A 25,474-nucleotide genomic window follows, 5' to 3' on the forward strand; every position below is an offset into this window, starting at 1 on the left:
CCGCTCAGGGCTCGCCCGCACCCCACAGGCGGTCGGCGCGGACATAGCCGTTGCGGCCGCCGACCGCGAAGGCGCACCAGCCTTGCGCGCAGTCGCCGAGCCGCCCGACCACGCCGGGCGCCAGGCGCCAGCGCAGCGGCCCGGTTCCGCCGGCATCGGCACGCATATCGGCATTGCCCCGGCCGATCACCACCGCCGTCCGATCGGGGTGGAGCATCCGCTGCACCATCCAGCCGCGCACGCCATCCTGGTCCTCGACCAAACGCCAGCCTTCGACGACGCGGATGACTTTCACCGGCAGGCCCTGCCGGCGATAAACCCAGGCGATCCGGTAATCGGCGCTCGGCCCGACGCGCATATTGACCTCGCTCGCGCGCAGGCTCGCCCAATAGGGCACGGGCCGGTCCTGCGCCGCAGCTGGCGCGGCAAGGCCGGTGCTGGCGCCAAGCAGGAGACAGGCGAGAGCGGTACGCATCGGGGCGGCCATAGGCCCGTTACCCGCAAGGCGACAACCCGTTCCCGCGCTTGACCCCCTCCCCTCCACCGGCCTAGCGCTTGCGCCATGCCGCATACCGCCCCGACAGACACCGTCACCCCGCGCCGCAGCCACCCCCCGCTGGTCATCGTCACGCGGCATCTGCTCCCCGCGGTGGAGGCCCGGCTGGCCGAGTTGTTCGATGTGCGGCTCAACGTGGCGGACTCGCCGTTCACCCGCGAGCAACTCGCCGCAGCGATGCGCGAGGCTGACGTGCTGGTGCCGACTGTCACCGACCGGATCGATGCCGAACTGATCGCCGGCGCAGGCGAGCAACTTGGCCTGATCGCAAGTTTCGGCGCGGGCACCGATCACATCGATTTGGACGCCGCGCGCGAGCGAAAGATCATCGTCACCAACACGCCGGGCGTGTTCACTGACGACACCGCCGATCTGGCGATGGAGATGATTATCGGCGTGCCGCGTCGGGTGCGCGAAGGCATCAAGCTGGTGCGCAGCGGCCAGTGGAGCGGGTGGGCGCCGTCCGCCATGCTGGGCCGCAAGCTGGCCGGCAAGACGCTGGGCATTGTCGGCATGGGGCGGATCGGCCAGGCCGTAGCCCATCGCGCGCGCGCCTTCGGCCTCGAGATCGCCTATCACAACCGCAAGCCCCTGCCCGAAGCGGTCGAGCGGATGTTCGGCGCGCGCTATGTCGCGACGCTCGACGATCTGATGCGCGAGGCCGACATCCTGACGCTGCATTCGCCGGCAAATCCCGACAGCCACCAGATGATCGACGCGCGCCGCATCGCGCTGATGCAGCCCGGCAGCGCGATCATCAACACCGCCCGCGGCGACCTGATCGACCAAGAGGCGCTGATCGCCGCGCTCGAGAGCGGGCACCTGGTCGGCGCCGGGCTCGATGTCTATCCCGACGAGCCGGCAGTCGATCAGCGCCTGATCGCCCATCCCAACGTCATGACCCTGCCCCATATCGGCAGCGCGACGCGCGAGGGGCGCGAGGAATCGGGCCACAAGGTGATCGCCAATATCCGCATGTGGGCCGATGGGCACCGCCCGCCCGATCAGGTGCTGACCGGGTTTTGACGCGCCGTGGGTGACAATGAACCCCCGGTTTTGCGAAACTTCGCCAACGCCGATTTTGTCAATCTGCCCAGCGGGTAACGCCAGAATGCGCCCGCCGATGTGTCGCCTTCCGCGCAGCGCGGTTCGTGGGCGGTCGAAGGGAGCGCGCGAGCGGAACATGCCGGCGAAATAGCATCACGTCGCAGAGTAGGAAAACTTCCGCTGCGCTGCCGCCCGGTCAGTCGCCGGTCAGGATACGGTCCACCAGTTCCTTCACTGTCGGGGTGAAGTTGTTGGAATAGAACGGGTCCTGCTTGAACCGGTAGGCTGCGTGGCCGGCAAAGGCGAGGTTATCGTCCGGGTCGCCGCCATGGGCGATGTCCTGCAGCGTTTTCTGGATGCAGAAACTGCGCGGATCGGCGAGGCGCCCGGTCGTGTGATCGTCATGATCCTTCCAGCTCGAAAACTGGCAATGGCTGAGGCAGCCCATGCAGCCCTGCTGGTCAGCCCTGATCTGCTCGGCGCTGTCGGGGGTGACGAACACTACCGTATGGTCCGGCGTCTTGAGCGGTTCGCTGAACCCCTCGTGTACCCAGGCCAGCGCCTTGCGCTGGTCGCCCGGATGAACCCAGAAATATTTGGCCTTGCCGTGATCGGACAGCGGCACGGTGCCCGGTTCCTGGTCGCGCTTGAAGATCGGGATCTGCCGTTCGGAACGGTGCATCAGGTCGTAAAGGAACGGCGTCTTGACCGCGCTGGAATAGAACCCCGTGGGGCTGAACGGATGGAGCAGAACATCGCCCGGCTCGACCGTGCGCAGCATATCCTTCCACACTTGCGGGATCGGGCTTTCCACCGTCAGCAGCGGGCGGGTGCCGAACTGGAACATGATCTTGCCAAGTTCCGGATTGTCGATCCAGTCGTTCCATTCGCGCAGGAACCACACGCCGCCGGCCATGACGATGGCGGTATCCTCGCTCACTCCTTCGGCGCGCATCGTTTCGCGCAGCGCCTTGACGCGGGGATAGGGGTCTTCCGGGCGGTTGGGGTCTTCAGCGTTCGACAGGCCGTTGTGCCCGCCCGCCAGCCACGGATCCTCATAGACGACCGCCGCCAGCAGGTGCGGCACCTTCGAATAGCTGCGCTTCCACAGTGCCCGGAACGCGCGCGCGCTGCTGACGATCGGCAGATAATGCACATTATGCCGCGCCGCGATTTCGGCCAGCTTGTAGGGCATCCCCGCCCCACAGGTCACGCCGGTGACGAGGCCCGGGCAATTTTCCAGCACCCCTTCGAGCACTTGCTGCGCCCCGCCCATTTCCCACAGCACGTTGATGTTGATCGCCCCGCGCCCGCCGGCAATGTCGTACGCGCGCTTCACCTGTTCGGTCGCGCCGTCGATGGCATAGCGGACCAGCTGTTCGAACCGTTCCTTGCGGGTCGCCTGAGGATAGATCTGCGGGATCGGCTGGCCATCCTCGTCATAGGAATCCGCATTGACCGCGCTGACCGTGCCGATCCCGCCCGCTGCCGCCCAGGCTCCCGAGCTTTGGTGGTTGGTGGCCGATACACCCTTGCCGCCTTCGACCAGCGGCCACACCTCGCGGCCGCCATAGCTGACCGGCTGAAGTCCTTTGAAACTCATGGTTTTTTCAGCATCCTCAAACACCGCGCGGGGCAGCAACCCGCTCTGCGGCAAGCTGGTCGCCGCGGCAAGGGCGGATTTCGCGGGGTTCCGGGCGGCGCGCTGTCGCCTTGAACTGCGCGTAATAGCCGGCAAGCTCCGGCGCGGCGCGATAGGCGACGAGCTCGAACCCGGCCGCACGGAACTCGCAGCCGAGCAGCAGCGGGTCTATCCCGTGCTGGTCGGCCGGGCGGTCGACATCGACCACGACCACTTGCCCGCCCTCGCGCAAGGCAGGCCACAAGCGCCACAGAAACGCGTATGGCTCTTGCACCTCGTGATACATATGCACCAGGAAGATGCGGTCGAAGCTGTTTTCGGGCAGGCGCGGATCGTCGGGCAGGCCGAGCTTGATCGAGACATTGTCGAGCCGCTCGCGCTCGACCCGCTGGCCCAGCCGTTCGAGCGCCTCGCGGTCGATATCCTGTGCCAGCACCCGGCCATCCTCGCCGACCCGTTCGGCCAGCCGAATGGTGTAATACCCCTCGCCCGCGCCAATATCGGCGACGGTCATGCCCGGTTCGATCCGGGCGAGGTCCATCACCTTTTGCGCTTCGCCCAGGCTGTCGCGCACGTCTTCGGTGGAAAAGGCGTTGGCGCCCAGATCCGATACCGGGCGGTCGGGTTCGGGGAAGGCCGGGTCATCATCAGTGCCGAGCAGGCCAGCCGCTTGCCGGTCGCAGCCCGTGCCCAGCAGCAGGCAAGCCGCCAGCAGGGCCATTCGGCCGTTCATTCGGTATCCTCGACCTCGACCTTTTCGCCGGTCACCCGCTGCGCAAGCGCGGCCGAGATGAATGGATCGAGCGCCCCGTCCAGCACATCGTCGGGGGTAGGCGAAGTGACACCGGTGCGCAGGTCCTTGACCATCTGGTAGGGCTGCAACACGTAAGACCGGATCTGATGGCCCCAGCCGATATCGCTCTTGGCGGCGTGTTCGGCGCTGGCGGCTTCCTCGCGCTTGCGCATTTCCTCTTCGTAGAGGCGCGCTTTCAGCATCCCCATCGCGGTATCGCGGTTCTTGTGCTGCGAACGGTCGATCTGACTGGCGACCACGATGCCGCTGGGAATGTGCGTAATCCGCACCGCGCTGTCGGTGGTGTTGACGTGCTGGCCGCCGGCGCCGCTTGCGCGGTAGGTGTCGATTTTAAGGTCCGCCGGGTTGATGTCGATCTCGAACGTGTCGTCGATGACCGGGAACACCCAGACCGAGCTGAAGCTGGTGTGGCGGCGCGCGCTGCTGTCATAGGGGCTGATGCGAACCAGCCGGTGGACCCCGCTCTCGGTCTTGGCATAGCCATAGGCGTTCTCGCCCTTGACCAGGATGGTGGCCGATTTGATGCCCGCCTGTTCGCCCGCCTGATATTCGATCACATCGACCTTGTAGCCGCGCTTTTCCGCCCAGCGCGAATACATGCGGAGCAGCATTTCGGCCCAGTCCTGGCTCTCGGTGCCGCCCGCGCCGGCGTGGATTTCGATATAGCTGTCATTGGCATCGGCTTCGCCCGCGAGCAGCGCCTGGACCTTGTCGGCATCGGCCCGGTCGGCCAGCGCGGCGAGCGTCGCCAGACCTTCGGCAATCGAATCCTCGTCCCCCTCGGCCTCGCCCATTTCGACATATTCGACCGCGTCGGCCATTTCCGCGCTGATCGCGTTGACCGTGCCGATCGCGCCCGCCAGCCGCTTCTGTTCGCGCATGGTAGCCTGCGCGTTCTTGGGGTCGTCCCACAGGGTCGGGTCTTCGATCCGGGCACTCAGCTCGTCAAGGCGGCGCTTGGCCTGGTCCCAATCGAGCGACTGGCGGACGAGCGCGAGGGCGGCATTGATGCGATCGATATGGGCCTGCCCTTCGGCACGCATGGGGGGTCTCCAACCAGATGGGCAGCCCGCTTAGCGCCGGGCACGGCAATAGGGAAGCAGCGGATGCCTTTACCGCGCCGGGGGACGCAGCTCTTCGACGGCGGCCAGCGTCAGGCGAACATGGTCGCGCCAGCTCATGTCGGAATGGACCATGCGGATGCGCCCGTCGCGCGCAATCACATAGGAGGTGCGGTTGCTGACTCCGGTGTTCACCCCGGCAACCCGCAGCGGCACGTCGTAAGCGCGGATCGTCGCCGGGCTGGCAATGGCGACCGGGAAGGCGTCGCGGCATTCTTCGCGCGAGAAGCGCCGCAGCGTCTCCAGATTATCGGCCGAGAGGCCGACCACGGTGGCGCCTGCCGCGCGGAACCGCGGCATCGCTTCGGCAAAGGCATTCGCTTCCAGTGTGCAGCCCTGGGTAAAGGCGCGCGGGTAGAAATAGAGCACCACCGGTCCGCGGGCCAGCGCCGTGCGAAGGTTGAACGCGAAGTCCCGCCCGGCGAGCGCACCCTGGGTCGAGAAATTGGGCGCGCCGCTGCCGACAGGCAGTTCGGCGCGGGCCGCCTGCGGCGCGGCGAGCGCCAGCATCCCGGCGAGCGCGAGCAATGTGCTGCGGATCATCCTTCGCCTCCTTCTTCATCGACGACGATTTCGTCCTGCGTGGTGGCATCGTTCGGCCTGTTGCTTGCGCGCCGTTCCGACGGGGCGGGCGCGCGCGGTGCGCGGGCCTGCTGCTCGGCGATTCCGCGCCGGGCGCGGCGGATCAGTTCGAGGATCTCGTTGCGCTTGGCGGCAACCTCGTCCTGGCGGGTGCTGCGATCGGGCTCGGTATCGGGCTTGAACGCTTCCCAGATGATCGCTGCCTTGGCATCGTCAGACGGCGTCCCGCCGAACACGCGCTTGCCGCTGTTGCGGTCGATCCGGACCATCCGTACACCCGCAGGCGCGACGAAAGGTTCGTCGGTCCACCGCTCCTTGGTCTTGGTCACGAATTGCTGGAAGATCGGTGCGGCCGTGTTACCGCCCTGGACATACCCGCCCATCGATCGGGGCTGGTCAAAGCCGAGATAGGTGCCGGCGACAATATCGGGCGAACCGCCGACAAACCACGCATTGGTCGGCCCCGAGGACGTGCCTGTCTTGCCGAACAGGGGCAGTTCAAGCCCACGCAGCCGGGTGGCAGTACCGCGGGTAATTACCCCTTCGAGCATATGGACAGTCTGATAGGCGGTGCGCGGGTCCATCACCAGCCGCCCGCCCGGCGCCAGGCGCGGCATCGGCTTGCCGTCCCACTGCGCCATATTGCAGCCTTCGCATTCGCGCCGGTCGGCCCGCCAGATCACCTTGCCATTGCGGTCCTGCACGTAATCGACCAGCGACGGCGCGAATTGGCGCCCCATATTGGCCAGCGCCGAATAGGCGTTGACCATCTTGAGCACGGTCGTGTCGCCCGCGCCCAGCGCAAACGCGGGATAGGGCTCATACTTGCCGATGCCGACGCGCTCGATCGTGCGCACGACATTGGGCATCCCGGCATCCATCGCGATATGCACGGTCATCAGGTTGCGGCTCTGTTCGAGCCCCCAGCGCATCGTATGCACGCCGCCCCCGCCTCCGCCGAAATTGCGGAAGCATTTCTCACCGAGATTGGCGCCCTGATAATAGCAATAGGTCTGGTCGGGCACCTGCGTGGCGGGGGTCATCCCGAAATCGAGCCCGGTCGCATAGACGAACGGCTTGATGGTTGATCCCGGCTGGCGAAGCGCCTGCGTCGCCCGGTTGAAGCTGCCGAGCCGCGAATCGAACCCGCCCTGCATGGCGAGCACCCGCCCGGTCTGCGGGTCCTGCGCGACGAACCCGCCCGATACTTCAGGGACGGTCCGCACTGCGAAGCCATTGCCCGCAGGCGCTGCGGCGACGACGTCGCCCACCTTGACCGCCGTCGGCGCACCGCTGAGCGGCCGCGTGCTGCCATCGGCAAACCCGATCGTCGCCCCGCCGCCGCTGCGCGCCGTAACGACTCCCACCCGCCAATCCTTGTAGCTGATGCCCAGATTCGAGGAGGCGAGTTGGCCGGTGAGATTGCCGTCCCCGGGATTGAGTGTGGCGATGGGGCTCTTCCACCCGCGATTGCCCTGATAGCGCAGGATGCCCGCCCGCAATGCGTCACGTGCGGCCTCTTGCAGTTCCTTGTCGAGCGAGGTGCGGACCCACAGCCCGCCAGCATAGACGCTGTTGTCGCCATTTTCGGCATTTTCACCAAACCGGGCGATCAACTGGCGGCGCACTTCTTCCAGATAGTATCCGGCATCGACCGGCGGGATCGCCTCGCGCTGGGTGACCAGCCCCAGCGGCTTTGCTTTGGCGGCGGCGGCCACCGCCGGTGTAACGAACTCGTTGCGGGCCATCTGATCGAGCACGAAATTGCGCCGCTCGATCGCCTGCGCCTCGTTTTCCTTGCGACCATAGCGTTCCGGCGCCTTGGGCAGGATGGCCAGAAATGCCATCTCGTGCAGCGCCAGCTCGTCGACGTCCTTGTCGAAGTAGGCGCGCGCCGCCGCCTGCACGCCAAAGGATCGCCGGCCGAGCGGAATTTCATTCAGATAGAGCTCGAGGATCTGCTCTTTTTCCAGCACACCCTCGATCCGGCGGGCCAGGATCATTTCCTTGAGTTTGCGGGTGACGGAATATTCGTCGCCCAGGAGGACGTTTTTCGCCACCTGCTGCGTGATGGTCGACCCGCCCACAGCCCGCCCCGTACGCATGGGGTTGGCGTAATCGATCACCGCGCCCAGTGTGCCGGTGAAATCCACCCCGCCATGGCTGAAGAAGGTCTTGTCCTCGGCCGCCAGAAACGAATTGATCAGCGGCCTGGGGAAATCGACATATTGCAGCGCCACGCGCCGTTCGCGGGCATAGGAGTGGACAATCTCGCCATCGACGCCGCGCACCATCGTCGGCAGCGGCGTCTGGTAATCGACCAGCTTGCCCGCATCGGGCAGGTTGCGGGTCAGCAATATCCAGAACAGCACAAACAGCGCGAGCAGCCCGGCCAGCGTCCAGACCAGCCAGCGGAAGCGGCGATGGTTGCGCCAATTCGTGCGGAACCAGCCGGAGACGCCGCCGACTTCGCGGCGAATTCGAAATCGGGAGGTGTCGGGGATTGTGTCGTCGACCATGTCGGGCGCGCACTAGCACGCGCCCGCGCCCTCGCGCCAGCGGGTTTAGCCATGCCCCGCTAGTCGCCCTGCCCCGATCCCGCGTCCGATCCGGCGCGGGCGAAATACACCCGCACCGCACGGCTAATCGCATCGGCGAAAGTGGCGCGCCCTTCGGGCGAGGTCAGCCGCGCGGCATCGCCGGTGTTGGTGATAAAGCCCGCTTCATAGAGCACGCTGGGGATATCGGGCGCGCGCAGCACGGCGAGTGAGGCGGAGCGGCGCGGCTGCGGGTGGAACGGCAGCCGCCCTTCGCCCTCGCGCACAACCAGCGCTGCGAACGCCTCGGCATCGGCGATGGCGCGGCGCTGTGACAGATCGACCAGGATCGCCTCGACCGGCGCGCTTTGGGCCGAGAGGTCGGCGCCGTTGATCCGGTCGGCCCGGTTCTCGCGCGCGGCATAGCGGGCGGCTGCCTCGCTCGAGGCGCGCTCAGACAGGGTGTAAATGCTCGACCCGCTGACCCCGTCCTGCTCGCCCGCGGAATCGGCATGGATCGACAGGAACAGGTCGGCACCGAGCCGGCGGGCAATCTCGAACCGCTCGTCGAGCGCCAGATAGCGATCGCCCTCGCGGGTCAGTGCCACGCGGATGCCGCCGTCGGCCGCCAAACGGTCGCGCAGCGCCTTGGCGAGGCCCAGCACCAGCGCCTTTTCCACCGCTCCACCCCCGCTGGCACCGGGATCGTGCCCGCCATGACCGGGATCAATCACCAGCAGCGGGCGCGTCCGGTCCCTGGGTCCCGCCACTTGCGGTAGGTCCAGCGCCTGCGCCGGGCGGCCCAGGTCCACCCGCTGGACATAGGCCAGACCCGCCAGCCGCGGCGTGCTGGCAATCGCCAGCCCTGTCGCCACGGCCAGCACCGCCAGCGGGGCGGCGAAGATCAGCCAGAGCTTGGTCGTAAGCGTCATCGCCGGGTTCGTTACGGCCATCGCCGGGTCCGGCGCAATAAGGTTGCCGGGGGGCGTGCGCTTTGCTAGCGCAGCCCTGCCCTGCCGCATCAAACGAACGGCAGTGGTGGACCCCGCTCCGGGCTGTCCATGAAAACAGGTTGATGCAGTGATGACCAGGTTTCTTCCGCACTTGCCGCCAGAGCCGTTGCGCTCGGTCGCAATGGCGGATGCGACGATCCCGTCTTCGGGGATCGCCTGGCGCGCTGCAGACACACTCATTCCGTCGGGTCGGCGCTGCCGCTCCGAACGGGCCACCCTCGCCGCCTGTCCGCCGCGCCGTGCGCGCCGGATGATCAGCGGCATTTCTGCATATCTGCGCGAAACCGCCGCCGGCTCTGCCCGGCGTGCCCGCGCATGGAGAATTCATAATGGCAACGCGTATGCTGATCGATGCGCGCCACCCGGAAGAAACCCGGGTGGCGGTGATCAAGGGAAACCGGATTGAAGAATTCGATTTCGAATCTGCTGAACACAAGCAGATCAAAGGTAATATATACCTCGCCAAGGTAACCCGCGTCGAACCGAGCCTGCAGGCCGCGTTCGTCGATTTCGGCGGCAACCGGCACGGCTTTCTCGCCTTTAGCGAAATCCACCCCGATTACTATCAGATCCCCAAGGCTGACCGCGACGCGCTGATTCAGGCCGAAGCCGAAGCGGCCGAGGAAGAAGCCCGTCTGCGCGCCGAGGAAGAAGATCGCGGAGAAATGCCCGGCGACGAATATGACGCCGAGAATCCCGAAAGCGCCGAGGCGCTGGTCGAGGAAATCGCCGAAGACGGCGTGCAGGAGGTTGATACTTCCGAACAGGGCGATGTCGCGACGATCGAGGATGGCCGCGTCGAAGACGACGGCGATCACGCCGCGTTCGAGGATCACCCGCACGAGGGCGACGGAAACGATGCCGGCGAGCAGGATGGCGATAATGGCCGCCAGCGTCGTGGCCGCCGCCGGCAGGGCCGCGGCCAGCGCGAGCGGACCAAGGAAGTCGACGATGCGCGCGCCCGCCGGCAGGAACTGCGCCGCCGCTACAAGATCCAGGACGTCATCCAGCGGCGGCAGGTGCTGCTGGTCCAGGTCGTCAAGGAAGAGCGCGGCAACAAGGGCGCCGCGCTGACCACCTATCTCAGCCTCGCGGGCCGCTACTGCGTGCTGATGCCCAATTCGACCAGCGGCGGCGGCATCAGCCGCAAGATAAGCTCGGCCGGCGATCGCAAGCGGTTGAAGCAGATCGTTTCTGACCTGTCGCTGCCGCGCACGATGGGCCTGATCGTCCGCACCGCCGGGCTCGAACGGACCCGTACCGAGATCAAGCGCGATTTCGACTATCTCGCCCGCGTGTGGGACGAAATCCGCGAGCGCACGCTGGCCTCGGCCGCGCCGGCGCTGATCCATTCGGACAGCGACCTCATTAAGCGCGCCATCCGCGATATCTACAATCGCGAGATCGAGGAAGTCGTCGTCGAGGGCGAGGAGGGCTACAAATCGGCCAAGCAGTTCATGAAGCTGCTGATGCCCAGTCATGCGCGGCGGGTGAAGGCCTATTCCGACCCGGTGCCGCTGTTCCAGCGCTATGGCGCCGAAGATCAGCTGCGCGCGATGTACGATCCGGTGGTGCAGCTCAAATCGGGCGGCTATCTGGTCATTAACCCGACCGAGGCGCTGGTGTCGATCGACATCAATTCGGGTCGCTCGACCAAAGAGCACGGGATCGAGGCGACCGCCTGCAACACCAACCTGGAGGCGGCGAAGGAAATCGCCCGCCAGCTGCGCTTGCGTGACATGGCCGGGCTGGTGGTGATCGACTTCATCGACATGGAGTACAGCTCCAACATTCGCAAGGTCGAGAAGTGCATGAAGGATGCGCTCAAGAACGACCGTGCGCGCATCCAGATCGGCCGTATTTCCAGCTTCGGGCTGATGGAAATGAGCCGCCAGCGATTGCGGACGGGGGTGCTCGAGGCGACCACGCGCGATTGCCCGCATTGCGACGGCACCGGTCTGGTCCGCACGGCATCGAGCGCGGGCCTGTCGGCGCTGCGCCTGATCGAGGACGAGGCAGCGCGCGGCAAGGGCTCGGTCATCACGTTGTCGGCCAGCACCGAAGCGGCGATCTATCTGCTGAACGAAAAGCGCGCCGATCTGCAGGAGATCGAGCACCGCTACAACGTCAAGGTGGAGGTGCTTCCCGAGGGCGAGGACGAAGGCGCCAAGATGCGCATCGCCAGCTCCGGCCCGCCGCCCGCTGAGGCCCCGCGGTTCGACCCGATCGTCGACGATGACGACGACGATTATGTCGAGGAGGATTCCGACGACCGCGAGGAGGATGATGGCGAGCGCGGTGACGGCGATGCCAGTCGCAAGCGCCGCCGCTCGCGCGGGGGTCGCAATCGCAATCGTCGGCGTGAGGAGCTTGACGAGAGCACTGGTGAAGAGCGCTCGCTGGACGAGGCCGATGAGGATGAGACAGCCGAACCGCATGCGGCCGATGGTGACGGTGAGGAACGCCCGAAGAAGCGTCGCCGGCGCGGCGGCCGTCGCCGGCGCGGCCGGGGTAACGGCGAAAATGGCGAAAACGGCGGCTACGAGGGCGGCGACAACGGCACCCTGGAAGGTCCGGAAAATGATGCAGAACTGACGCCGACGGTGGCAGAGGCAAATGCGCTTCAAGAGATCGGCGCGCAGGTCGATGCGGATATGCCCGTCGCGCCCCCGCCGCCGGGCGAAGATGAAGCGGACGTTGCCCCCGCCACCGAAGACAAGCCCAAGCGCCGTTCACGCGCCCGGAAGGCTCAGCCCGCTGCGGACATGGCTGAGGATGGGCAGGTGGCCGAAACCGCCGATAAGCCCAAGCGGGCGCCGCGCGCTCGCAAGAAGGCCGACGTGCCTGCGGAGGCGACCGCCGAGCCCGCCGAAGCCGAGGTGGCGGCCGAGCCCAAACAGCGCCGCGCGCCTCGGCGGAAAGCACCCGCCAAAGCCGAACCGGCCGAGCTGATCGCGACCGAAACGGTCGAGATCGACGTTACCGAAAGCTCACCGGCGATGCTGGCGGATCAGGAAGCACCGGTCCCGGCGAGCGCCGAGGACGACACGCCGCGTCCGGCGAAGCGCGGTTGGTGGCAGCGCACATTCGGCGATTGATGAACGGATCGGCGGGGGCGGCCCGTTGGCGCGCCCCCGCCACCGGCTTCGCGATCAGGCTGTGCGCACCGCCCGGCCCCACTCCATCCAGCCGAGCGGGCGCGGTGTACGAGCGATATATTCGCGGCCCATCGGCTCGACGGTAAAACCCTGATCGGCAAGCGCCACAGCGATCGGCCGCGTCAGGTGGCAATTGCCGGCGAGGCGCTTCCACACGGGCTCGACTATCCGCTGCCAGCGCTGCACGCCCGAATCGGGCGCGCGGCCGTGCTCGACGAACAGCAGCACACCGTCAGGTTTCAGCACCCGCCGCATTTCGGCAATCGTCCGTGGATGGTCCGTCACCGAACACAGCGTGAAGGTGCACACGATGCTGTCAAACGCAGCGTCTGCTGCCGGTATCGCCTCGCCGCCTGCCTGGTGAAAGGCGCTGTCGGCAAAGCGCCGCGCCGCGGCCGCGCGCGCGGCATCGAGCAGCGCCAGATTGGGATCGATCCCGACAAACCGGCTGATCTGCTCGGGCCGGTAGAACGGTTGATTGAGCCCGCCGCCGCAGCCCAGTTCGAACATCGCGCCGCGCGCTTGCGGCACCACCTCGGCGCGCAAACGCGTCAGTACCGGCTGGCTGCACGCGCAGCCGATCAGGCGGGGTAGGACGCGCCGTTCATAAAATCCCGGGCGACCGCTCACGCGTCGTTCCCAGCGCGAGAGAGCACGGCGCGCACGGCAACCAAATCGGCCAGCTTGTCCACATCGACCGCGGCCAGCCCGTCCTCCGCCGCCACCAGAGCGGCGTCGATCCCGATCCGCCGGCCCAGCCGCGCAATCCCCTCCGCCAGCGTGAGCCGCCCGAACAGATAATCGAGCAAGGTCATAGGGCCGAGGCGGGAGACAATCTTCCACGGGCGCTTGCGGTCCGCCTCGATCCGTTGCCACGTCGCCAGCGCCGAATTGGCGGCGGGGCTGCCCAGCAGAAACAGGTTGCAGCCCGACCATTCGCCGTCGGCGAAGCGCAGATAGGTGCGCTCCGAACCCGGCAGCGCGCGCTCCACGGCATCGCGCCGGGCGAGCATCACCGCGACATCGCAAGCAGGCGGTGCATCGCGGACCAGCTGGCGCACCCATTCAGCCCGCAGCAGCGCGTGGTCCGAGGTTGTCACCACCAGCGGCTCGCCGATCTGGGCAAAGCCCGCTGCGGCGCTGGCGCTGGGGCCCGGCGCGGGCGCGACGATCTCGGCGCCGAACTGCCCGGCCAATTGGATGATGGCAGGATCGTCAGCCACAACACCGATTCTTGCGGCGCCGGCCTCTCGCAAAGCGGCCAGCACGCGAACGATGATCGGCTGGCCGGCCACCGAGATCAGCCCCTTGTGCGACAGCTCCTCGGCCCTCGCCAGCGGGTCGCCCCCTGGCCGCGTGCCAGCCAGCACCAGCGCGTTGAAGCTCATGCAGCCGCGCTCGCACGGCGTGCATGGCGCAGCACCGACCACACCGTCGCGCTCATCAGAAGATAGGCCAGCGCCAGCCCGCCCGCCACCGCCCAGCCGACCCCGACAGGTCCGAAGCCGGCCAGGGCGAGGATGCCCACGCCCAGCGCCGCCAGCGCCACCGTACGCACGATTAGCGGATAGGTCGCGTGGCCTGTGGAATAGAGCATCGGTTCATAGGTCACCGCCGCCAGTTCGAACGACGCGCCGATGGCCAAAGGCACCAGCACCGCCGCGCCGGCAACGAATTCAGGCCCGCCAATCACCGCCAGAATGGTCTCGCCAAACAGTAGCGCGACAAGCGCGACGGTGATCCCGCCAATCCCGGCCATCGCCGTCACCTGCCGCACGAGCCGGCGGAAGGCGTGCGGGTCGGCCTCGATATGCGCCATGGCGAATTCGGGGAATACGGCCCGGGCGATCAGGGTCGAGAGCTTGCCGATGCTCTGCGCCAGCTGATCCGCCAGCCGGTACAGCCCGGCCGCGCTTGTGCCCATCAGCGCGCCCACCGCGAGCAGCGGCCCCTGCTTGTAGATCGCATCGAGGGTCGAGCTGCAATAGGTCACGCCGAAGAACGCCGACAGCCCGGCATTCTCGCGCAAGGTCTGCCGCCAGTGGCCGAAATTCTCGCGCCGCAACGCTTGCGGCACCAGCCGGCTTGCGACCACCCAATAGGCCGCGGCTGCCAACAAATCGAACAGCGCCCAGGCGAACAGGAACCGGCCCACCGTCGCGCCGGCGAGGACGATGACGAAGGATGCGATCAAGCGGCCAGCCGGAACGATCGCTTCGACATAGGAGCCAAGATCGAACCGGTCGAGCACGCGCACGATCCCGTTGGGCGTGGTCATGCGCGACCACAGCAGCGCGCAGTTGAACGCAAACGCCATGTCGACATAGGCAGGGTTCAGGTTGAGCGCCTCGCCGAAGCCGTAATACACGACAAAGGCGATCACGCAGCCGACGATAGCGCCGCTGACATCGATCGCCCCGCAGAGCCAGGCCAGCCGACCGAACCGGGCCCAGTCTTGCACGTGCACCGGCGCGGCGCCGAATTTCACCAGCGTTTGCCAGGTCTGGAAACTGGCGACCGCCACCAGCGCCTGGCCGGTGCCGAAGATCAGCGAGAAGTGGCCGAACTCCTTGAGCCCGAGCGAGCGCGACAGCACCGCCAGATAGATCAGGCTGCACAGCGCGCCGAACCCCTTGCCGCCCAATAGCCAGCCGAGGTTCTTGAGAATGTTGGCGAGGCCGCTCCGCCGGGGGCGGAGCGCGGCATCCGTCTCCATCAGCGGCACCATCGGTCTGTCACGGCGCCGTCTATGGCGCAGCGCGAAGAGCTTTGCCAAGTGACAATGCCTCGCTTATCCGCGCCCGTCATGGCCCGCGCGCTGTTCCTGTTCAACCACGATGCTGCGCATCAGGTGGCGCATCTGGCGCCGGTCGCAGCGGCTATGGCGCGCGAGCATACGGACATCGAGACCGTAATCGCCTATTCGACGAGCGATATCCGCGCGCGGCTGGAGGAGCTGATCGACCCCGCGACCTGCGCATTGATCCGGTGGGAGGAGCTTGCCCTGCCCGGCTGGGCGCGTGCCCTTGCCCGGCCGCTCGACCGGCTGCTCCCTGCCTCGCGCCTGCTGCGTTTGCGGACCAATCGCAGGCTGTTCGCCGAAGCGGACATGGTGATTTCGACCGAACGTACCTGTCTCATCGTCAAGCGCTGGCTGCCGCCCGCACAGACGCCGTTGTTTGCCAAGCTGCCACACGGCGCCGGCGACAGGAGCGTGGCCTACCACCCCGATTACCAGCGGTTCGATTACAGCTTTGTCGCCGGGCAGAAGGTGGTCGATCAACTCGCCGCGCACGGGGTTGCGCCCGAAAAACTGATTATCGTCGGCTATCCCAAGTTCGAGCAGGTCGACCTGGCCGCCCGGCCGGACTTCTTCGGCAATGGCCGCCCGACCTTCGTTTATAATCCGCACTTCGATCCGCATCTGTCGAGCTGGTACGATGCCGGGCCGGATCTGCTGCGCTGGTTCGCCAGCCCGGCAGGGCAGCAGTTCAACCTGATCTTTGCGCCCCACGTGATGCTGTTCCGCAAGGAATTGCACGCCTCGCCAGAATACCGCCGGGCCCGGCGCCGGCCTGAGATACCGCCTGAGGCCTTCACCGCGCCCAACATCCTGATCGATACCGACGGCCCGCGCCTGTTCGACATGAGCTATATGCTGAGTGCCGACGCCTATATCGGTGACGTGTCGAGCCAGGTGTACGAATTTCTCGCCCTTCCGCGCCCCTGTTTCTTCCTCGATTGCCGCGGCGCGGAGGCGCGCAGCGAGGATGACGACTGGCACCTGTTCTGGAAGGCCGGACCGGTGGTTCACGATGCAGCGGCGCTGGCGGCGATCTTGCCCGATTTCGCCAGCATCGGCGCCGCCCACCGCGCGGTGCAGCAGGACATCTTTGCCTATACAATCGATCTCGGCACCCGCCCGGCCAGTGCGCGGGCGGCCGACGCCATAGCCGCAGCGATTTTTGCGCGGGCGCGGCTTGCCCTCGTCCCGCAAGCGGCTAGATAGGCGGCACAAACAGACAGGGCATCTTGATGGCGACCTTCACTCTCCCGGCCAATTCGCGCATTACCGGCAAAGGCCAGCGGCACACCGCCAGCGGTGCGGCGCGGGTGAAGCAGTTCAAGATCTACCGGTATGATCCCGACAGCGGGCAAAATCCACGCTACGACACGTTCGAGATTGATCTCGACCAGTGCGGCCCGATGGTCCTCGATGCGCTGAACAAGATCAAGAACGAGATTGATCCCACTTTGACGTTTCGCAAATCCTGCCGCGAGGGGATTTGCGGTTCATGCTCAATGAACCTGAACGGAAAGAACGCTCTGGCCTGCACTACGGCCATCGAAGACCTGAAGGGCGAAATCCGCATCACCCCGCTGCCGCACATGGACGTGATCAAGGATTTGGTCCCAGATTTCAGCCATTTCTATGCGCAATATGCCTCGATCCGGCCGTGGTTGCAGACGGTCAGCCCTACGCCAAGCGGGAAGGAACGGTTGCAGACGCCCGAACAGCGCGAACAGCTCGACGGGCTATACGAATGCATCCTGTGCGCTTGCTGCTCCACCGCTTGCCCCAGCTATTGGTGGAATTCGGACAAGTTCCTCGGCCCGGCGATTCTGCTGCAGGCCTATCGCTGGCTGGCTGACAGCCGTGACGAGATGACGGGTGAACGGCTCGACCAGCTTGAAGACCCGTTCCGGCTCTATCGGTGCCATACGATCATGAACTGCGCCAATGTCTGCCCCAAGGGCCTTAGCCCCGCGCGCGCCATTGCCGAAATCAAGAAGATGCAGGTCACGCGCCACCTGTGAACGACGCGAACCCGGACTTTTTCGATTATCACGAACTGCCCGATCAGCCCGGCTGGTATAGCTGGAATCTGAGGGACAAGACGCGGTTCAACGCCGTGGTGATGGGCGAGATGATCGTCCGCACCGAAGGCGCAAGATGTCGCCTGAGGATGTTCCCCGAACGGCGGCACACCAATCTGCAGGAAATGATCCACGGGGCGACCACGCTGTCGCTGATCGACATCTCGCTGTTTGCCGCCATGCACACGCTGACCAGCGGCAATGCCGGCCCTGCGGTGACGCTGGAGCTGAGCACGCAGTTCATTGGCGCCGGCAAGGTCGACGAGCCGCTCGATGCGGTGGTCGAGGTGATCCGCGAGACGCGCCGCATGCTGTTCCTGCGCGGCGAGGTGGTTCAGGGCGCGCATCTGGTTGCCGCCTTCAGCGGGCTGGTGCGCAAGGCTGGATGAGCGGGATGCTGGAGCGTTACCGCGCGCTGGTCGCGGCAGGCGAATTGCGACCCGACAGCGCGCAGGAACACGCCGCCGAGGCGCTTGACCGGCTGCAGGGCGAACTCGCCGACACAAGCGACAGGGGCGGCGGGCTGCTGGGCCGGCTGTTCAAGCGTGGCCCAACACCGCGGCCGCGCGGCCTTTATCTGTGGGGCGGCGTCGGACGCGGCAAGTCGATGCTGATGGACCTGTTCGTCGAAACGCTGCCCATCACCGAAAAGCGGCGGGTCCATTTCCACGCATTCATGCTCGAAGTCGATGCGCTGATCCGCGAGGAACGTCGGCGCGAGAGCGGCGATCCGATCGCGCCGGTGGCGACAAGGATCGGGAGCGGCCTCCGCGTGCTCGCTTTTGACGAGATGGTCGTGACCAACACCGCCGACGCGGCGATCATGGGGCGGTTGTTCACAGCGCTCATCGTGGACGAAGGCGTCACCATCGTCACCACGAGCAATCGCGCGCCGCGCGATCTCTACAAGGACGGGCTCAACCGCGCGCTGTTCCTGCCGTTCATCGATCTGGTCGAGCGGGAGATGGATGTCATCGCGCTCAACGGCCCGGTCGATTACCGGATGGAGCGCCTTGCCGGGATCGACAATTGGCATACCCCACTTGGCGATCCGGCAACCGCCAGCGTGCGCGAGGCGTTCTTCCGCCTGACCGATTACGAACCCGAAGATGCCGCGCACGTCCCCAGCGCCGATCTCGATCTAGGCGGGGGACGCACATTGCACGTGCCCAAGAGCCTCAAGGGCGTGGCGGTGTTCAGCTTCAAGCGGCTCTGCGGCGAGAACAGAGGGGCGGCGGATTATCTCGCCATCTCACAAGCTTATCACACGGTGATCATCGTCGGCATTCCGCGCATGGGCCCCGAAAATCGTGACATGGCGCTACGCTTCACCAAGCTGATCGACGCGTTGTACGAAAACCGGGTCAAGCTGTTCGCCACCGCGGCCGCCGAACCTGACGCGCTGTACCAGCAGGGCGATGGCGCGTTCGAATTCGAACGCACGGTCAGCCGTCTCAATGAAATGCAGAGCGCCGACTACATGGCGCTGGGCCACGGGGCGCAGGGTTAGCCGGTCACTCCCAGATGCCGCAGCGACCGCTCGAGCATCAGCAATTGCCACAAGACGCGGCCATGATCGCGGCGCCCGGCAATATGTTCGTCAGCCAGCAGCGAGAGGTGCGCCGGCGCGAACCAGCCGGTGCGGGCAATCCCGCCGGCTGAGGCAATCGCCCGCGCCTCACCCGCCAACGGACCGCGCAGCCAGTGGCTGATCGGGGTGACGAAACCCTGCTTCGGCCGGCAAAGGATGTCGCGCGGCAGATAGCGCTCCATCGTGTGTTTGAGCAGCCACTTGCCCTGAGTACCGCGGATGCGCTGGCGCAGCGGGAGGGTGGCGGCAAATTCGATCAGCCGATGATCGAGCAGCGGTTCGCGCACCTCCAGCCCCACTGCCATGCTCGCCCGATCGGTCTTGGTCAGGATATCGCCCGGCAGCCAGAATTTTAGATCCGCATATTGCGCCCGGTCGAGCCCATCGCGTGCGGGGGCCTGGCGCATGGTGTCGATCAGCGCCTGTTCGCCGCGATAGCCGGCAAGACTTGCCGCAAACGCCGGATTGTAAAGCGCGCGGCGCTGCGTGCCGGTGGTGATCGCCAGCGCGGCAGCGTAGCCTTCATCCCCCTCCCCCGCGAGCGAAAGCAGCGTGGCGCGCGCGCGCAAGGGACGCGGCGCCCAGTCGGCCTGCGGCCAGAGGGCGCCCAGCCGGCCCAGGACGTTGCGCCGCAAGCCCGCCGGCAGCAGCGCGCGGGCCTGCTCCTCGCGGGCGTGGAATATCTGCCGCCGATACCCGGCCAGCGCCTCGTCAGCGCCATCGCCCGATAGCGCCACCGTCACGTGTTGCCGGGCCAGTTCGCATACGCGCAAGGTCGGCAAGGCAGAGGCGTCGGCAAACGGCTCGTCATAGATGCCGGCGAGCCGGTCAAGCTGGCTGAAATCGTCACTCCCGACCTGCTGCTGCGCGTGGGTCGTGTCGAACAGCCCCGCGACCTGCCGGGCATAGGAGGTCTCGTCCAGCGCCACCTCGTCGAACCCGATCGAGCAGGTGCGAACGGGGTCGGCGCTGCGTTCAGCCATCAGCGCGACCACGCTGGATGAATCGACCCCGCCCGACAGGAACGCGCCCAGCGGCACATCGGCCACCATGCGCGAGCTGACGGCATTGCGCAGATGGTGGAGCAGAGTTGCCGACAGATCGGCCGTGCTGCCCCGCGCGCGCTCGGCAAACGAGACGTCCCACCACTGGACCGGCGGCGGCGGCGGGGCATCGTGGCGCAGCAGCTGATAATGCCCGGCCGGCAGTTTGCCGACCCCGCGCAGAAAGCCGCGCTGGTCAGGCACGTAGCCCCAGGTCAGGAAATCCTCGACCGCCAGCGGATCGACCTCGCGCCGCAGCAGCGGATGGGCGAGCAAGCCTTTCAGCTCGGAGGCGAAGGCGATGCTGCCATCGCTGAGCTGCGCGGTGAAGAGCGGTTTCACCCCCAGCCGGTCACGGGCGAGGAACAGCTCGCGCCGGTCCAGATCATAGAGCGCGAAGGCGAACATGCCGTGCAGCCGGTCGAGGCACGCCGGCCCCCACTTCTGCCATGCCGCGAGGATCGTTTCGGTATCGCCATGGGTCAAAAACCGCGCCCCGGCACGCGCCAATTCACTGCGCAGTTCGCGGTAATTATAGATTTCGCCATTGAACACGATCACCGCGCGGCCATCGGCCGAATGCATCGGCTGCGGCGAGCCGGCCAGATCGATAATCGACAGTCGGCGATGTCCCAGCCCGACGCCTCGCGCGGTCCACACGCCGGCCCCGTCCGGTCCGCGATGGGCAAGCGTTGCGATCATGCGCTCGACCCGAGCGGGATCGACCGGTTTAGCGGTCTGCGTGTGAAAAATGCCGGCGATGCCGCACATCAGCGAGCCAGCCTTTCGCCAAGCAGGCGCTCGGCCGACAAGGCCTCGGCCCCCGCATCGCGGCGGAAGGCGGCCAGCGCGGCTTCAGGCTCCTGCGTCAGCCCCGGCCCCTGTTCGGCGCTGAGGATCACCATCAGTGTCGGCTCGGCGCGAAGGGTCACGCGGTCGGTCAGCGTGGCGAGCCGGAGCCTCGCGGCGCTGCCGGTGACCAAATCGCCGTGCACATAACTCGTTTGTGCCAGCCGCCTGATCGAACCGAGCGCGAACAGCCAGTCCGCCGAATATGCGGGCGTCTGGGCGCCCCGCTCAAGCCAGCGCCATTCGGTATCCGGCACCAGCGCGCCCTCGCCCATTGCGCCGGCCTCGCGCCCTTCGCCTTGCGCCGCATAAGCAGCGACAAACAGATCGACGATGGCGCCGTCCTCATGGCGGTAGCGCACGGCCAGCCGCCGATCGGCCCCCGCAGCGCGCGGGTGCCAGTCGAGGAGCTGCGGTTGGTCAATCAGCATCCACCCCGCCACCACCGGCGCGCGCAATTGCTGCGGGAGCGGCGCCGCGAGGTTACTACCCGCCGCCAGCCACCCGCCGGCGGCCAGAGCCAAGGCTGCGGCTGACAGCCCGGCAGGCACAATGCCCATTCGCGCGGTCGCCAGGCGGTCCAGCATACGATTATCCGTCAGCCGCTCTGCACTGATCGGCACCTCGTCCGGATCGCGGTCGAACCAGCGCCACGCCACTGCCAGCAACAGCGCGACGACCAGGGCGAAGAAAATCCAGCCGTAGAAAATGTGGTCGAAGCCGGCGGCGAATTCGACCCCGGCGAACTGGGCGATGTAGATCGTGCCCCAGGCGCGCACCGCATTGGCGATGATTGGCAGCAGGATCGCCGCCGCCATGAACAGCGCGCGGCGCCGCCAGCTGACGAAACACACATGGGCCACCAGCACGCCGAGCGCGATCATCGCGACGAGGAACTTTACGCCCGAGCACGCTTCGGCCACTTCGAACAGACCAGCAGGTGTATCGATGAACACGCCTTCGATCACCGCATCGACCCCGCTGAGATGCGTCAAGGCGATGACGATCTTTGCGGTGATGGTCTGCAACGCAGGCACCAATTCGTCGCCAAACGGGACAAGGAACAAGGCATAGGCCAGCGGAAACGCCAGCCCGGCGGTGACGCGCGGGCCGAGCATCAGCGGCACCACGGCGACGAGCATCGCCACGGCGGCAAACTGGCTCACCAGATTGACCCCGGCGAACCGGCCGAGCACCCACAGGAGCAGCGCCCCGGCGAGGAACAGCAGTCCCGGCCACCAGCTGCGCGGTTCAAGCCGCGATAGCTCCTCCCGGCGGAGTTGTACCAGCCAGGCGATGATCAGCGGAATGAACAGGATATGGTTATAGGTCGAGGAGTTCCACCACTGATCGGCCATCGCCGCCCAGTCGCCAGCGGCAAGCAGCAACAACGCGGCGGCCACCGCCCCCAGCGAAATCAGCGCCCCACGCCACGGGGCCACCCGATGATGAGCCAGTGCGACCTCAACGCGCATCGTCTGCGCTTTCCATGCCGAGCAGCCCGGCCATGGGCGCCAGCATCGCATCCCAGCCATGCCTGGTTATGACAAAGGCGCGCGCACTGCGGCCCATCGCGCCGGCCTTGGCCGCGTCCGACAACAAAGCGTTTGCCGCCTCGGCCAACGCCGCATCGCTATCGGCAACGGCGAAATCCGTGCCCTCTTGTGCGGAAATGCCGGTCGCCGCTCCGCTAGTCAGCACGACCGGGCGGGCCATGGCCATCGCTTCGAGCACCTTGTTCTGCACTCCGCGCGCCAGCATCAGCGGGGCGAGCACGAGGTCGGCCCCGGCGAGGAACGGGCGCACATCGAGTACCTCGCCCCACACAACCACCCCGTCGCCTGCGAGCTGGCGCACCGCGGCGCTGGGCGCGCGTCCAACGATATGAAACGTCGCGCCCGAATGGCGCTGGCGGATAAGGGGCAGGATCGCGGCGACGGTGCGCTGGACCGCGGCGATGTTGGGCGGGTAATCCATCTGCCCGGTAAAGACGAGTTGGGGCGCGGCGGCACCAGCCAGGTCGCGATGCGGCACGACGCGAGCGGGATCGAACGCCTGCGTGTCGATCCCATTGCCGATCACGGCAATGCGCGCTTCACCGGGGTCTGCCAGCCGGCCTCGCAGCAAGGCGGCCTCCGGCTCGCTGATCAGCGAGGTGGCATCTGCGCGCCGCGCCAGCCGCGCTTCCTCCTGCGCCAGCAACCGCCCTTCGCGCCCCTCAATCCAGCGCCGCCAGCGGGGGGCATCTGCCGCATAGGCCTCGAACTTCGCCGAATCGACGTCGCACAAATCGACGACCAGTCGGCCCCGGTAATCGGCGGGCACGAACTGCCCCATTTGCCCGGAAAACACGACAACCGCCCCGATCGGCCGTTCTGCCAATGTGCGCGCGACCCATTGGGCCAGCCGGTTACTGCGAAAGGCGGTCAGGCTGACCGGCAGCCCGCGTGCGAGCGCCTCGAGGCCGGCGACCGGCAGCGCCTTATCGCGCAGCACGACCATGCGGCTGGCCGCCACTGCGTCGAGCCCATCCAGCTGGCCCAAATCGCGCGCGTCATCGGCAAAGCACCCGACATGAACCGGCGCCAGCGTCGCAAGATGGCGAAGCAGGTAATGCGAACGGATCTTGTCCCCCCGATCCGGCGGGAATGGCACCCGGTGGGCGAGGAACAGGATTTCGCCACTCATGCCAGCCCCCGCGCGATCCAAGGGCCGATCTTGTTGGCGATGGGCAGGGGCAGGCGCTGCCAGATGGCAATCTTGCGGGCGAAGGCGGGACTGGTCGGGTCCGCATCGCGCCGTTTGGCACCCGGCGCGGTCCAGTGGGCATATTCGAGCGGCTGCGGTTCAAAACCCCAATTGCGCTTATAATGGTACGGCCCGCTGCCGGTTTTCGAACGGCCGAAATCGAACAAAGTGCAGCCTTTGGTCCGGGCATGACCCATCAGCGCGAAATACATCAATTCGTTGGCACGCAACTGGCGCGCCGCGCGCACGCCGCCGCCCCAATAGGGCAGCACCGCACCCTGGTGATAGAGCGAGAGGACGCTGGCCACGGGAACCCCGCCGGCGCGCACGGTGAGGATGTCGGCATCGGGGCCGAACAGGTCGAGCACGGCGTCAAACAGGCTGCGCGGAAAGACCGGCGTGCCGAGATTGCGGACACTTTCGGCATAGACAGCATAGTGCGCACTGCGCTCGGCCTCGTCGCGCCCGGTCGTCACCTCGAGGCCCCCTGCCAGCCCCTTGCGGACCTCGGCCCGGTGCTTGCGCGGGATCGCGAGCAATTGGGCTTCGTCATCGGCGGCGATGGGTCCCACAAAGCCGCAATGGCTGTCGCGGCGCTCCTCCCAACCGGGCCCTGTCGCAGGCCCGCGCAGTTCGATGCCCGGACAGGACAGGCTGAGCGCGAGGCTCTTCGCCGCCTCGCACAATTGTTCGGCCACGGTCGATTCAGCCGTCAGGACACCTCCGCCCACCGCAAAGCCGCTCGAAACCAGCGCGCGCCCGAATAACGGGGAATGTACCTCGGTGAGCGGCAGCCAGCCGACGATTACGCCATCCCGCTCCGCGATTAGACCGCAGGCGCTTTGCTGGGTGCCCTGTTCGACGGCGCGCAGCCACAAGGGCCGATGGAACACGCTGCCGCTCAGCGCCGCGACGAACGTTTCAATTCGCGCGGCCTCGGCCGGATAATCCAGCTCCGCCCGGCGCACCATAGCTGCCAGCGCGTTGGTAGCGTTCATGCAGCAAGCCTGGTCGCCAGCGGTGCCTCGGCGCGGGCGATCACGTCCATCCGATCCCACGAAAATTCCCGCAGCAGGTCAGCGAGCTTGTCCGCCATGCGCGTCAGGTTGGTGTAGTGGCGCAGGCGCGAGCGCAGCGGCGCATTGGGCACGCGCGGCTGGTCGGGGTCGATTTCCCACGGGTGAAAGTAGAACATGGCCGGACGCCGTTCTTCGCCGTTGACCTGACGGATCGCCCAGCGCGTAAAGGCATAGGGCAGCACGCGGAAAAATCCGCCTCCGCCCGCTGCCAACCGCCTGCCTCCCAGCATCGCAGTGGTCACCGGCAACTCGACCAGCGGGCTCGCGGCCAGGGGACAGAAGGCGAAGCGCGGCGCATTGCGCCAGCCATAATGATCATGGACCACCGGCGCGACGCTGGAGGAATAGGTATAGCCATGTTCCGCCAGCACATCATACGCCCACGGCGTGCGCGTATCGATCGAGAAGCTGGGCGCGCGGTAGCCGATAATTGCGGTGCCGCCTGCATCCTCGAGCACGCCGCGCGCGCGGGCGATATCGTCGGCAAAGCGTGCCCGGTCGAGCGTGAAGACCCGCGCATGGTCCCAGCCGTGGCTTGCCAGTTCGTGCCCCGCATCGACAATCCGGCGGATTGTTGCCGGTTGCCGCTGAGCAACCCAGCCAAGCGTGAAGAACGTCGCCTTGACCTCGGCAGCGGCGAACAGATCCAGGATCCGCGCGACATTGTCCTCGACGCGCAAGGCCAGCCCGTCCCAATCGCTGCGGGGGATCACCGTTTCGAAGGCACCGACCTGAAACCAATCCTCCACATCGACCGACAAGCCGTTGACGATGCTGCCCGGCGCGGGGCCGTTCAGGATGGGCACTGGCATCGCA

At 66.7% G+C, this 25,474-nt stretch carries 21 protein-coding genes; 6 read left to right on the forward strand and 15 right to left on the reverse strand.

The annotated features are described in order from the left end of the window. Window positions 1–4: 4 nt before the first annotated feature. Window positions 5–475: an SH3 domain-containing protein gene (locus tag ILT46_RS03555; RefSeq protein WP_199503270.1), complete on the reverse strand. Its 471-nt coding sequence runs from the start codon at window positions 473–475 to the stop codon at window positions 5–7. Window positions 476–562: 87 nt separating this feature from the next. Between ILT46_RS03555 and ILT46_RS03560 the strand changes: the two genes are divergently transcribed. Then, on the forward strand, window positions 563–1,582 hold the full coding sequence (locus ILT46_RS03560) for a 2-hydroxyacid dehydrogenase (RefSeq protein ID WP_199503271.1): 1,020 nt from the start codon (window positions 563–565) through the stop codon (window positions 1,580–1,582). A 217-nt stretch (window positions 1,583–1,799) separates the two neighbouring features. Here the strand turns inward: ILT46_RS03560 and ILT46_RS03565 are convergent, their stop codons facing one another. The 6 genes from ILT46_RS03565 to ILT46_RS03590 all read right to left on the reverse strand — a co-directional run bounded on the left by ILT46_RS03565 (window position 1,800) and on the right by ILT46_RS03590 (window position 9,231). Beyond that, window positions 1,800–3,206, reverse strand: a complete 1,407-nt coding sequence (locus tag ILT46_RS03565; RefSeq protein ID WP_199503272.1) for an NAD(P)H-dependent flavin oxidoreductase — start codon at window positions 3,204–3,206, stop codon at window positions 1,800–1,802. A 16-nt stretch (window positions 3,207–3,222) separates the two neighbouring features. Next, window positions 3,223–3,978 (reverse strand): class I SAM-dependent methyltransferase, encoded by a 756-nt coding sequence (locus ILT46_RS03570; RefSeq protein WP_199503273.1) that lies wholly within the window; start codon window positions 3,976–3,978, stop codon window positions 3,223–3,225. Then, window positions 3,975–5,102: a peptide chain release factor 2 gene (prfB, locus tag ILT46_RS03575; RefSeq protein ID WP_199503274.1), complete on the reverse strand. Its 1,128-nt coding sequence runs from the start codon at window positions 5,100–5,102 to the stop codon at window positions 3,975–3,977. The genes ILT46_RS03570 and prfB overlap by 4 nt, the downstream gene beginning before the upstream one ends. A gap of 69 nt (window positions 5,103–5,171) precedes the next feature. Continuing rightward, complete coding sequence (locus tag ILT46_RS03580; protein WP_199503275.1) at window positions 5,172–5,723, reverse strand: peroxiredoxin; 552 nt, start codon at window positions 5,721–5,723, stop codon at window positions 5,172–5,174. Beyond that, window positions 5,720–8,281: a penicillin-binding protein 1A gene (locus tag ILT46_RS03585; RefSeq protein ID WP_199503276.1), complete on the reverse strand. Its 2,562-nt coding sequence runs from the start codon at window positions 8,279–8,281 to the stop codon at window positions 5,720–5,722. Before ILT46_RS03585 ends, ILT46_RS03580 begins: the two co-directional genes overlap by 4 nt. A 59-nt stretch (window positions 8,282–8,340) precedes the next feature. Next, window positions 8,341–9,231: an N-acetylmuramoyl-L-alanine amidase family protein gene (locus ILT46_RS03590; RefSeq protein WP_199503277.1), complete on the reverse strand. Its 891-nt coding sequence runs from the start codon at window positions 9,229–9,231 to the stop codon at window positions 8,341–8,343. A gap of 410 nt (window positions 9,232–9,641) precedes the next feature. Here ILT46_RS03590 and ILT46_RS03595 point away from each other — a divergent pair, with 410 nt between their 5' ends. After that, window positions 9,642–12,410: an Rne/Rng family ribonuclease gene (locus ILT46_RS03595; RefSeq protein ID WP_199503278.1), complete on the forward strand. Its 2,769-nt coding sequence runs from the start codon at window positions 9,642–9,644 to the stop codon at window positions 12,408–12,410. Window positions 12,411–12,464: 54 nt separating this feature from the next. Here the strand turns inward: ILT46_RS03595 and ILT46_RS03600 are convergent, their stop codons facing one another. From ILT46_RS03600 to ILT46_RS03610, 3 genes are read right to left on the reverse strand one after another with little or no spacing between them, the layout of a single operon-like run. Next, on the reverse strand, window positions 12,465–13,100 hold the full coding sequence (locus ILT46_RS03600; protein ID WP_199503279.1) for a class I SAM-dependent methyltransferase: 636 nt from the start codon (window positions 13,098–13,100) through the stop codon (window positions 12,465–12,467). After that, complete coding sequence (locus ILT46_RS03605; protein ID WP_199503280.1) at window positions 13,097–13,858, reverse strand: nucleotidyltransferase family protein; 762 nt, start codon at window positions 13,856–13,858, stop codon at window positions 13,097–13,099. The genes ILT46_RS03600 and ILT46_RS03605 overlap by 4 nt, the downstream gene beginning before the upstream one ends. Continuing rightward, window positions 13,855–15,246, reverse strand: coding sequence for a lipopolysaccharide biosynthesis protein (locus ILT46_RS03610; protein ID WP_233396968.1), 1,392 nt, complete (start codon window positions 15,244–15,246; stop codon window positions 13,855–13,857). Before ILT46_RS03610 ends, ILT46_RS03605 begins: the two co-directional genes overlap by 4 nt. 30 nt (window positions 15,247–15,276) lie before the next feature. Between ILT46_RS03610 and ILT46_RS03615 the strand changes: the two genes are divergently transcribed. The 4 genes from ILT46_RS03615 to zapE are packed head-to-tail and all read left to right on the forward strand — an operon-like array spanning window position 15,277 to window position 18,858. Continuing rightward, window positions 15,277–16,479, forward strand: coding sequence for a hypothetical protein (locus ILT46_RS03615; protein WP_199503281.1), 1,203 nt, complete (start codon window positions 15,277–15,279; stop codon window positions 16,477–16,479). A 26-nt stretch (window positions 16,480–16,505) separates the two neighbouring features. Next, window positions 16,506–17,288, forward strand: a complete 783-nt coding sequence (locus ILT46_RS03620; RefSeq protein WP_199503282.1) for a succinate dehydrogenase iron-sulfur subunit — start codon at window positions 16,506–16,508, stop codon at window positions 17,286–17,288. Next, a complete protein-coding gene (locus ILT46_RS03625; RefSeq protein WP_370592318.1) occupies window positions 17,285–17,737 on the forward strand; it encodes a PaaI family thioesterase in 453 nt (150 codons plus the stop codon). The genes ILT46_RS03620 and ILT46_RS03625 overlap by 4 nt, the downstream gene beginning before the upstream one ends. Next, a complete protein-coding gene (gene zapE, locus ILT46_RS03630) occupies window positions 17,734–18,858 on the forward strand; it encodes a cell division protein ZapE (protein WP_199503283.1) in 1,125 nt (374 codons plus the stop codon). The genes ILT46_RS03625 and zapE overlap by 4 nt, the downstream gene beginning before the upstream one ends. Here zapE and ILT46_RS03635 read toward each other — a convergent pair. The 5 genes from ILT46_RS03635 to ILT46_RS03655 are packed head-to-tail and all read right to left on the reverse strand — an operon-like array spanning window position 18,855 to window position 25,470. Next, window positions 18,855–20,753, reverse strand: a complete 1,899-nt coding sequence (locus ILT46_RS03635; protein WP_199503284.1) for an XrtA/PEP-CTERM system amidotransferase — start codon at window positions 20,751–20,753, stop codon at window positions 18,855–18,857. The genes zapE and ILT46_RS03635 overlap by 4 nt on opposite strands. Continuing rightward, complete coding sequence (gene xrtA, locus ILT46_RS03640) at window positions 20,753–22,306, reverse strand: exosortase A (protein ID WP_199503285.1); 1,554 nt, start codon at window positions 22,304–22,306, stop codon at window positions 20,753–20,755. Before xrtA ends, ILT46_RS03635 begins: the two co-directional genes overlap by 1 nt. After that, window positions 22,296–23,519 carry a TIGR03087 family PEP-CTERM/XrtA system glycosyltransferase gene (locus tag ILT46_RS03645; RefSeq protein ID WP_199503286.1) on the reverse strand — a complete coding sequence of 408 codons (1,224 nt, stop codon included), beginning with the start codon at window positions 23,517–23,519 and terminating at the stop codon, window positions 22,296–22,298. Before ILT46_RS03645 ends, xrtA begins: the two co-directional genes overlap by 11 nt. Then, the gene (locus tag ILT46_RS03650) at window positions 23,516–24,577 is read right to left on the reverse strand and encodes a FemAB family XrtA/PEP-CTERM system-associated protein (protein WP_199503287.1); all 1,062 of its coding nucleotides are present in this window, start codon (window positions 24,575–24,577) and stop codon (window positions 23,516–23,518) included. Before ILT46_RS03650 ends, ILT46_RS03645 begins: the two co-directional genes overlap by 4 nt. Next, on the reverse strand, window positions 24,574–25,470 hold the full coding sequence (locus ILT46_RS03655; protein WP_199503288.1) for an XrtA system polysaccharide deacetylase: 897 nt from the start codon (window positions 25,468–25,470) through the stop codon (window positions 24,574–24,576). The genes ILT46_RS03650 and ILT46_RS03655 overlap by 4 nt, the downstream gene beginning before the upstream one ends. Window positions 25,471–25,474: the final 4 nt, after the last annotated feature.

This window comes from Qipengyuania sp. YIM B01966, from assembly GCF_016461955.1.
Lineage (GTDB): Bacteria > Pseudomonadota > Alphaproteobacteria > Sphingomonadales > Sphingomonadaceae > QFOP01.